General features: G+C 42.5%; 6 protein-coding genes and 1 pseudogene. 2 read left to right on the top strand and 5 right to left on the bottom strand.

The genetic code is table 11. From position 1 onward, the window contains the following. The coding region (locus tag ACYRY3_RS07810; protein ID WP_460201132.1) for an ABC transporter permease at positions 1-840 on the top strand (840 nt) is incomplete at its 5' end. A gap of 1,050 nt (positions 841-1,890) precedes the next feature. On the opposite strand, the gene ACYRY3_RS07805 is transcribed toward ACYRY3_RS07810, so the two are convergent. The 4 genes and pseudogenes from ACYRY3_RS07805 to ACYRY3_RS07790 all read right to left on the bottom strand — a co-directional run. Next, a complete protein-coding gene (locus ACYRY3_RS07805) occupies positions 1,891-2,076 on the bottom strand; it encodes a hypothetical protein (RefSeq protein ID WP_460201131.1) in 186 nt (61 codons plus the stop codon). 1,062 nt (positions 2,077-3,138) lie between these two features. Continuing rightward, complete coding sequence (locus ACYRY3_RS07800) at positions 3,139-3,786, bottom strand: hypothetical protein (RefSeq protein ID WP_460201130.1); 648 nt, start codon at positions 3,784-3,786, stop codon at positions 3,139-3,141. A 316-nt stretch (positions 3,787-4,102) separates the two neighbouring features. Continuing rightward, the gene (locus tag ACYRY3_RS07795) at positions 4,103-5,215 is read right to left on the bottom strand and encodes a D-alanine--D-alanine ligase family protein (RefSeq protein ID WP_460201128.1); all 1,113 of its coding nucleotides are present in this window, start codon (positions 5,213-5,215) and stop codon (positions 4,103-4,105) included. Positions 5,216-5,336: 121 nt separating this feature from the next. Further along, positions 5,337-6,086: pseudogene (locus ACYRY3_RS07790) on the bottom strand (MiaB/RimO family radical SAM methylthiotransferase); the annotation flags it as partial. A gap of 459 nt (positions 6,087-6,545) precedes the next feature. On the opposite strand from ACYRY3_RS07790, the gene cas6 reads away from it, so the two are divergent. Continuing rightward, complete coding sequence (cas6, locus tag ACYRY3_RS07785) at positions 6,546-7,655, top strand: CRISPR-associated endoribonuclease Cas6 (RefSeq protein ID WP_460201136.1); 1,110 nt, start codon at positions 6,546-6,548, stop codon at positions 7,653-7,655. On the opposite strand, the gene ACYRY3_RS07780 is transcribed toward cas6, so the two are convergent. After that, positions 7,644-10,748, bottom strand: a complete 3,105-nt coding sequence (locus ACYRY3_RS07780; protein WP_460201126.1) for a two-partner secretion domain-containing protein — start codon at positions 10,746-10,748, stop codon at positions 7,644-7,646. The two genes, cas6 and ACYRY3_RS07780, sit on opposite strands and share 12 nt — an antisense overlap. Positions 10,749-10,859: the final 111 nt, after the last annotated feature.

Below are 10,859 nucleotides of genomic sequence, written 5' to 3'. Positions count from 1 at the left end.
CCTCTTAACCTCATGAACATCATGCGACAGAACAGTATGCTCGCGATCGTGGCGCTGGGCATGACCGTCACAATCTTGAGCGGGGGAATCGATCTCTCTGTGGGTGCCCTCGTTGCTCTAGGTGGCGTTGTCGCAGCAATGCTCGCCGGACAGGGAAGCTTCATGGCGATCGTCGGTGGCATTGCAAGCACTACCTTGCTTGGTTTGGTAAACGGTCTTCTCGTGTCCCGTGCGAGGCTCCAGCCGTTCGTTGTTACCTTATTCACCGCGAGCGCTGCTCGCGGGCTAGCACTAAGCATCACCCAGGAAAAGTCGATTGCCGTATCATCGACAGCCTCAGGACTTATTTGGCTGGGCAGGGGGTTCATTGGTTCTGTTCCTGTCCCCGTGCTTATAGTTGCGCTCTTATATTTCGCAGTCTGGTTCATGCTGCACAGGAGCCGATTAGGGTTGCATATGTTCGCTGTCGGTGACAACGAGGAGGCATCCCGGCTGATGGGCGTGAGCCCAGACCGGGTGAAGCTCGCAACTTACACGATAAGCGGTTTGCTTTCAGGGCTTGCTGGTGTCATTCTCGCAGGTCGTCTAGGGGCGGGTCAGCCTGTGGCCGCCTTTGGTTGGGAGACGGATGCGATCGCTGCAACCGTCATGGGAGGAACGTTTCTCGGAGGGGGGCAAGGAGCTGTGTTTCCGACGCTTGTCGGTGTTCTTCTGTTGGGAATGATGTACAACCTTCTAAATCTCGAGGGAACCATTACCCCGTGGTGGCAACTCGTGCTCCGGGGCGGCTTCTTGCTGCTAGTCGCGATCTTCCAACAGCGTATCGCGCAGAGAGTTTAATGTTAGAGAAGGTGACATGAAGCGCTATGTTGCAAATCAATCAACAGATAAAAAAAGAGTGGGAGCAAGCATACCAATCGCTGAAATGCTCCCACTCATCATTTGCCGCTGAAGCGCTAGGGATTAGACAGAAGACGTTGCCAGTTATTTAGGGGGCTTTCTGTAGTTAACGACAACGCCCACTCTGTCTCTCTCTCCCGTTTGCAGCAAATGCATGCTTGATTATTCTTATTTGTTTGCTTTCACACTTAACCTTTGAGTTGATGCCATCAAAAGTCAATCTACTTTTTTAGTGTTTGGGTTTTCTGAGATGTTCTATTTCACAAAAGTTGTGTATATCTCCACCCTGAAACCAACACCCTGATTGTTATTTCCTATCTTTAATCTATCTAATTTCCTCTGATTCTAGTTGCCAGTTTGCCAAGTCTTTGTTGACTTTTGAAAGAGGGACAATCATCACAGCATCACAGAAGCAATATTATTCATTTCTGCCGGAATGACCTGATTTAATGTCCTCACTCTTGAAATATATCATTCTTTTGATGTGGAAGAATGTAGGGTGCAACCCCCCATAAGTTAGTTTTTTTAGATAAATCTCTTCTCCAAGGAGCTTTGATTTCTCCGAAGTTCCTACTCATGCTTCTCAACTCTTTAATAACAAATTTTTGACCCTTAACTGTTCGCTATTAACTGAAATTTCAGTCCTTCAGTCTGTCTACATTAAACAACCTAAAACAGACAAACCCTCTTTTTTGACAATCGAGTTTCTGACAGCCTGTCTCTGACATTCAATGTGGTGGCTCTCAGTCGGTGGTTGCAAATAACCCTGGCTATTTCAACAAATTTTGAGACCTCTCATGCCGACTCACCACTCCCAGCCCGAATGCCAAGTTATGTTTATTCACATCGGCTGACTACTCCCTTCCCGCCAAAAGATTACTTAAACACATAGATGTAGATGTAGGGTGGGCACTGCCCACCATCTTGGCGTTGTGGTAGGCACTGCCCACCCTACAAAAATCGGTAATTTTAGAGCAGAAAAGGAGTAAGCTAATTATTAATTAACAAATAAAAAAGAGTGGGAGCAAGCATACCAATCGCTGAAATGCTCCCACTCATCATTTGCCGCTGAAGCGCTAGGGAGTAGACAGAAGACGTTGCCATCTGTTTAGGGGGCTTTCTGTAGTTAACAACAACGCCTGCACGGTCTGAATATTCCTTTTGCAGCAAATGCATGCTTGATTATTCTTATTTATTGCATCAAAAACTTATCAATTAATATCTTTTTTGTGGAAAGTGTATCACAAATAATAGAATATGTGATACACTATAATAATAACACCCTTAAAGTCATTTACCATCTTTAACTTTTTTGAATATATCTGATTTATCTATACTTAAGCAGTCATTTTGGCATTTTTTTATTAGTTGACTAAATATTCAAATAATTACACAATAACAATAATTGCTCTATTTCTTTTTTCTCGAATGGCAATTTATTAATTCTAACATTCGATTTGTTTTCCTGTTGTAACCACGGTTTATACCAATTGTCTGTGAAGCAGTACATTATTTTTACCCCTCCTAACCTCTCCTTATTAAGGGCTGGTGTCATAGGTGGTGGTGTTTTTTCTATGCATCTTTATATGGCAACGGTATTAGTTGGATGCCTTCACAGTAACTTTTAATTACTATGCATAGCTAATGAACTCTTGTTATATAGTTTGTTATCTTTAATGAAATGCCTTCTTTACTGGTAGGTTTATCAGGATTTTTTTATATGCGATCGTCCTAAAAACAATACCTTTACAGTTATCTAGTATTTTCAATTTATCTGATGTTTTATTATCGTAGGTGCCAGTTTGGCAAGTTTTTAATTCATTTCAGTAAATGTTCAAACTATTACAGATTTATAAATGAAGACAACAATTTATTAATTGTTTTTACTACTCCTTTTTTGGTCTAAAATTACCGATTTTTGTAGGTAGGACTATGCCGCAAAGCAGCTAACGGCGGGCAAGCCCACCCTACTACCGTGTCCACATTACTAAAATTTTGGATTAAGGCAAGGTATGCATAGATTAGCAAAGATTTAATGAGAACTATTCATCCGCTCTAGACAGGTCGGCGCAGATAAACCTAATTATGTAAAGAAATGTTGATCTCCTGTTTTTCCCAATAACTATTAACCACTAACAGACCTCATTCAAACTGGTGTTTGTTAGCGCTGACTTATTTATTGAGCACCCAAGCCTAACAGAGTGCCGAGAGGCGAGCATCCCTGTAATTTTTCAATATCTAATTTTTACGTATGATTGTAGATAAAGGAGTGTGTTTGCGTATATCAAATACACTTGCTAAAGATTCTTCATTTGAATTCCGGGAACTATTTTGTTCTGGAGGCAGAATTGTGACTACAGGTTGTGCTTGAACTGACATAGCTACAGCAGGTTGCCTTACTTTCGATGGCACATAGACTGGCTTGTTCTTTGGAGGGCGTGGTTCCATTCTTTGGCTGCGTTGTGTTAAACGAGCTTGGTAGCGGTTGAAATGATTCTTAACCATTTGACGCTGTGCTGGGCGGTTTAGAAGTAGGAACAACATTAGGCTGCCACTTCCACAACTCAAAGCGATCGCTATTACCATCCATAAGGGCATAGGATTAGCTGTCTCAGTAGGCGTAGTAATTGGCTTGACCACTTCTGCTTCTAATGTTTCTACTTCTTCCTCTTCTGGACTTTCAACATGTCCTAGACTGTACAGAGCAAGGACACCGCTACCTAAAAAAATCGCTGACAAACCAACAGGCAACAACAAAGGATATTTAGCAAACAAGTCTATCAGAAAATTCTTGCTTGCTGGTTTCTTTGACTTTTTCTTTCTCAAACCTGGTGTCGGTGCTTCCGCTTGGGATGCCTGCTGTTGTACACTCTGAGTGTTTTCCATAATAATTGTAGTTTGAAGTTCCCCTCAAGTACTAAATTGTACTTAAGGGTCAAGCATCATGATATCCGTAGCGTTATTTGGATTAAAGTAGCCTTTTTATGTAGATTAGTTGGCTTGCTCTAAATATCTGTTTTTCTATTTAGGTATTTTTTGTTACATAGCAAAAAAAGTAAAAGACAGAGGGCAGAAGAATGGGTTGTCTGTTGGTATTGAATTCGATCGCTTTTTTTAGTCACATCACCATTCTTGGCTTCCACTTTGTTCTCTTACTAACTTCTCCTTTCCTTCTGCCTTCTGCCTTTTAGATAGACGCCTTCTAACGAGAATGCCTTTCAAGGGCGAGTTGAATCAGCGTATCAACAAGTTCGGGGAAAGGGACACCACTATGGGACCACAGAAGCGGATACATACTCGTTGCTGTAAAACCAGGCAGGGTATTGATTTCATTAATTAATACTTCTCCTGTTGCTTCCAGATAGAAAAAATCGACTCTTGCTAATCCAGCAGCATCAACTGCCGCAAAAGCCTGCAAAGCCATTTCTTGTATCTGACGGGTAATCGTTTCTGAAACAGGTGCGGGCATCAGTAAATCTGCCTGACCTTGAGTATATTTAGTTTCATAATCATAAAAGTCACTATTGTAAGTAATTTCACCGACGACGGAAGCTTTGGGTTGGTCATTTCCCAGAACCGCACACTCTAATTCCCGTGCAACAACTCCAGCCTCTGCAATTATTCTGCGATCGTAACTAGCGGCATTATCCAATGCTTTTTCTAACTCTTGTCGCGATCTCACTTTCGCAATACCTACTGATGAACCTAAGTTAGCAGGCTTAATAAAGCACGGATATCCCAAATTTGCCTCAATACGATCGCACAATTTGGGAAAAACACAAGGATTAGACCATATTTGCGCTCTATTCAATGCAATGTATTTGACCTGCGGTAATCCTGCTTGGGCAAAGGCTGTTTTCATGGCAATTTTATCCATTCCCACTGCCGAACCCAACACCCCAGAACCGACAAAAGGAACTTGCATCAAGGTCAGTAACCCCTGAACTGTACCGTCTTCACCGTTAGGACCGTGAAGAATGGGAAACCAAACATCTACGTCCCCAACTTGGGAAGGAGATTGCCAACGACTGAGGATTTGAGTTTTGTCACCAGATAACTCGGAATTGGCACTCGATACTTGATTTTCAGTGGTAGATTCTGCTAATTGCAGTGAATTGCCTGATGCCAAGACTTGTTGTGGCACATCTCCTGCCAACCAACGACCATCTTTTTGGATATAAAAAGGCAGTATTTCGTATTTGCTAGCATTTTGTTCTGCACTTAAAGCACTAGCGATCGCCCTTGCAGAACTTATAGAAACTTCATGTTCTCCCGAGCGACCCCCAAATAATAATCCCACCCGCAGCTTTGTCATCTGAAATACCTCTATCACTTGAGAATCCAGATAGCGTAGCACAACCAGGGCATATAGGTGGGAACAAACGAATTTGTAATTTCTAATTCATAATTGATTAGCCATTACGACTTAGGAATTCTCAATTACGAACGAGTAACGCCTCAACTGGTTCACCCGTCAAACTAAAAGCACGAACCTCGTTAATTTTTACCTTCACCAACTTACCCTTGAGTGCGTTGATGTCACCAGTAAAGAACGTCAGACGATTTCCACGGGTACGCCCCATTACCTGGGTTTTGTCTTTGGGGTTTTGGTCTTCCACCAGCACTTCTTCAATGCGCCCCATGTAACGCTGCGATCGCTCAGACGCTTTCACTGCGACTAGATGATTTAATCTTTGTAGGCGATCGCTCTTGACTTCCTCACTCAATTGCTCATTCCAATTTGCTGCGGGTGTTCCCGGACGCGGAGAGTATGCTGCTGTATTCAATTGGTCAAAGGCAAGGTCATTGACCAAGATGAGGGTATTTTCAAACTGTTCTTCCGTTTCTCCTGGGAAACCAACGATAGCATCAGCACTTATCGATGCATCTGGCATGTAATGCCGAATTGTTTCAATGATGCGGCGGTATTTTTCATGAGTATATCCCCGCCCCATCCGTTTGAGCACCTCGTTATCCCCAGATTGAAAGGGAATGTGGAAGTGTTCGCATACCTTGGGTAATTCCGCACAAGCTTTAATCAGCCTTTCTGTGAAATAACGTGGATGGGAGGTAGCAAAACGAATTCGCTCAACTCCTGCTACATCATGAACGTAGTACAGTAAATCCGTCAAAGTGTGTTTGTGCCGACCTTCGGGCGTTACCCCTGGTAAATCGCGCCCATGACTTTAAATGCTTGGCTTTCAAACTATTACTTTATCTTGGTTCGGTTGCGTGCTTTGCGCCTCTTTCGCGCTTCACACTTTATCTAGAGTAACAACCCTATTTCTCTTTGTCAAGGGTTTTCTCTAAATTTTTTTCACCCGTTTCTTTTTTCTGGATGGGGGTGACCTCACAACCTAAGCCCTGCAATAGTTTCAAAGCGCTTGCACCTAGTTTTTGGCTTTCAAACTATATCTTTTTTTCTTGGTTCGGCGTGTCAGCGTTGCTTTCCTTAACCTGACACTTGACTAAATATAGCTAGAATTTTTTTGTTGTGGAGTAGGGAAAACCGTACTTTCAGGGCAAAGAACACACTCAAATACAAAATGCCCATTGGTTTCCCTTCGCTAACCACACCCAAATTAAAATTATGGGTAGGGACTTGGCATGGAACCAGTGGATCTCAAATAAGACCTGTGATTAATATGCAACCTACTAGGAAAAAAACTGTATCAAAAAAGAGTAACAATTATTTGCCAGATAACACTGAGTTAGTTGGCATAGCCTTTGATGTCGTCCCGGAAGGAAATGCTACCTTATTTCCAGAATACGCGATCGCCCTCCATGCTTGGTTTTTAGACCAAGTACGCCAAACCAACCCAGAACTATCAGCCTATCTCCATGATGGGGAATCAGAAAAGCCTTTTACCATTTCCCGTTTACAAGGAGAACTATTAACTGCTGGCAAACAATTACAATTAGTCAATAATTCTTCCTACCGCTGGTATGTTACAGCCTTGTCATCCCGAGTAGTACAGTGGATGAGTAATTGGTTACAAAATTTACCAAAAAATATTAATATTCACAGAGCCACCCTAAAAATTCAAAAAGTATCCATAGCTCATGCTGCCACAACCTATAGCAACTTACTGACAGCAGAAACAAAAAACACCACAACCCTAAGTTTTATCAGCCCAACCAGTTTTCGTCGCAAAGGGCATCATTTTCCCTTACCACTACCTTATAACGTCTTTCACAGCTATCTACGTCGTTGGAACGACTTTTCTGGCAAACCCGTAGATATGGATGCTTTTCTTGCCTGGGTAGACGAAAATGTCATTATCCACCGCCACCAACTAGCAACAGCAAAAGTTACAGGTGGTAAAAAAGGCACAGTGACAGGATTTACTGGTGCAATAGAATACGGCTTAGCTCAAGATGTACCAGCACAACCTGAATTTGTGCAGTTGTACAAAGCACTTAGTCAGTTTGCTCCTTATTGCGGAACAGGACACAAAACAACATTTGGTTTGGGTCAGACACGCTTGGGTTGGACAGAAGCCTCTGTTGCTGTTGAGATACCAGTACCAGAAATACAACTCCAACAGCGAGTCACTCAATTAACAGAAATGCTGATGGCAACGCAGAAACGTACAGGAGGTGAGAGAGCAATATCTGTCTGCGAAACAAGAGCAACAATTCTAGCACGTCGAGAAATGGGGGAATCCTTGCAAGACATAGCAAAAGATTTAGATATGCCCTACGAAACAGTGAAAACTTATGCTAAACTGGCGCGTAAAATATTAAGGAATTAATCGGCTGCCACATACAGAAGCTCCTAATTGAGAACTTAGAGGCGGAATCGTAGAGGTAGATGCAGTCAAAACAACTTCTCCTTCAGGATCTATCTTCCATCCAGTAGCTTCTACAATAGATTTTGAAGTCAGATTGTGTGAATTTTGCTCAACGGTAGTTAAACCCAAAGGAACTTGAGAATTAGGTTTGGGAGTTATCCAATCTGCCATGAAACTCTCACTGGTGAGGGGTTCGTAAGGATTGGACGGTAAACCACCACGTCCAGTGATGAAAAATCTATTTTCCTCTTGGCTGGCATTTTTCTGACAGCCTTGACTTAATGTTGCTCGAACTATTTCTGTAGGGAAATTAACTGGTCTTAAATCGGGATCGATGCCAAGGATTTCAATTTGAACTGTACCATCCGATCCAAAATCTGAACTAGCGTTGATGTCACTCAAAGACGTTAAAAAAAAGCTATTTTCAAAGCCATAAATTCCAGAACTCACAATTGTGATGTTACCTCCCTTTCCTTGTTCGGCATTGGCAAGAATGTTACTATCTTCCCAAGGGACGGCAACAATAAAACCATTAGGACTATTGATGTTGATATTACCCCCATTGCCGTTATTGCCAGCGTCAGCAGATATTTGACTTTGGTGTCGCATTAAGATATTGTCGCGCACTTGCAAGTTTATGTCTCCCCCCTTACCAGATGCAGTTGCGGCTCGTAGTTTTCCCCTGTAGTCTAAAAAGATAGAGCGAGCTTGGATCTCCAAGTTACCAGCATCTTTTTGACCGCTGCTAACGCTAAGTTGTGCGTCATCTCGAACAACTAACCTCCCAGTCGTTACGTTTATATCTCCACTTTTTCCAGTGGAAGTCTCAGATGTACTGGCATATATTCCACTAGCACCACCAACAGTACCAAGTCTAATCTCTGCTTCTCTCCTACTGCCGTATCTGATAATTGCTTGCTGAAAAACTTCATCAAAATTGGGATTACTTCCGGCGATGGTAATGCGAGCGCTCGCACTGAGAGTAATATTACCAGCATCACCACTGTTAGAGGCACTCGTGAGAAGTTTCCCACCCCCATTCAACTCCACTGTCTTGGCATGGACATTAATATTACCGCCTCTAAAAATTCCTTGACTTTCTGCCCTCAAACTTGCCCCATCCGCTATGAGTAAGGTTCCACTTGGAACATTAATATTGATATCACCAGCTTGTCCAGTAGCCCTTTCTTCAGCAGTTGTCAGTAAAGTACTGTAGACAGCTGTGTTTGAACGATTTTTTTTGGAAAATAACTCTGGGACTCTGCCAGAAATTTCTACTATATCCGTAGCATCTACTTGAATATTACCAGAGTTACCACCCAAAGCATTTCTTGTTGTCACTTCCGAACCAGCAGTAACAAAAACGGAGTTTCCGGATATGTAGATATTACCTGCATTCCCTTGAGCGGGGAAAGATCCTTGTGCCGCACCGATGTTAGCAGACATCAAGCTATTTTCGACAAGTACAAGACCAGAGGATGTCAGTGTAATGTTTCCAGAATTCCCCCTAGCAAAGCTTGTAGCAACAAGGGAACTGTTATTTTTCAAGGAAACAGCTTCTTGACCTTGCAGTAATATCTCTCCCGCATTTGTGTCTGTGGTAAACGTGCTAGTGACAATAAAAGCATTGTCTAGAGAAATAGAACCATTGGCTTTCAGTAATACGTGTCCTTCTCCCCGACCTCGTGAAGCACTGTAGGTGGAAATGACCTTATTATCATAGGTCGAGCCTTCACCCCGCCCAATCAAAACGATCGAGCCATCTGCTGCTAATGATACGTTACCGCTACGCCCTCTTCCTTTGACTGAGTCATTACTAAAGTTACTGGCGTCAATAGCAGGCTTATCATCTGATGTACGTCTACTAGCCTCGCTAACATAAGCTGGGTTATCTATCAAAATCTCACCAGCCTTGATATTGATATTACCTGCATTGCCATTACCTAAAGTACGAGTGCGAATTTGTCCGCCAGTGACCTCTACTTTCCCAGCATTAATATTAATGTTCCCAGCATTGCCAGTAGCGTCAGTTTCTACTACATTTCTTACTTGGCTATTCTGGTTTATCTTGACAATACCACTAGCATTTAATGTTACGTTTTGTGAAATTGAATCGTGTGCTCTTAATGTCGATCTAATGCCGACAGAAATGCTACTTTCATCAACAATATTTAGATTTCGGGCATTAATTACTACACTTCCTTGACCCCTATCAGTAACATTAACACGAGATTTATTAACAAGCGATACATCAGATCTCTGTATATTCTCTGGAAAACGTAAATTGAAACTGTTAGCACTACCCGAAAGCTCAATTGTTCCTTCTGCTGATAATCCCCCAATGTCTATTTGACCGCCTAATACCTGTACATTTGCGCCATCTAAGGTGACATTTCCACCTAACAGTAACAAACTCATACCGTCTCTAACAGATAGAGATGCTTGGTTTACTTGAATAGCAGGAACTAACTGATTGGCAATTTGATTAAACAAAAAAGCATTAGGATTAACCTTTAACAATTGGGTTGGCAGAGATTGATTGGGTCTGGCACTAAAAATGTCCCCGTTACTTAAGCGAATAGCATTTGCTGTCGTTCCAACAAATGAACCCATCACATCCAGCCGCGCAGTTTGTCCAAAAATAAGGCCATTGGGATTCATCAAAAACAGATTGGCACTACCAGCTGTGACACCAAGGGTTCCCAAGATTTGGGAAGGATTTGCCCCGGTGACGCGAGTCAGAATGTTCTCAACACCAGATGGAGGAGTAAAGTATGCTCCTCGTCCTGGACTGACGTTAAATTCCTCAAAGCTATGTAGGAGGTTAGTTCCTTTAATCAGCCCACCTGAGATTTCCTCGCTCAATACTCCTTTGATGACAACATTGGGAGTGACTACCGAAGCCTCAGTACCCAAAGAATTGTCAGGAATGATAGTACTTTGAGCCCTTGCACAATTTTCTGCGATCGCGAAAGTTCCTACCACAACGAACCCATTCAAAAGGGCTATATATTGACTGCGCCGACCCCATGTACTGAAAGCCAATTCCAACATTGCGATCCCCCAGTGTCCGTTGAACTACGAGAAAGGAAATTGTATAAGAAGTAGATGCAATTTTTCCATTGCCAACCCCCTTGTGGGTGAAATTGAAGTAGGATTTTTAAA

This window comes from Scytonema sp. NUACC21 (assembly GCF_054684315.1).
The sequence above is the reverse complement of the archived record's forward strand: the minus strand, read 5'-3'. Positions and strand labels throughout refer to the sequence as shown.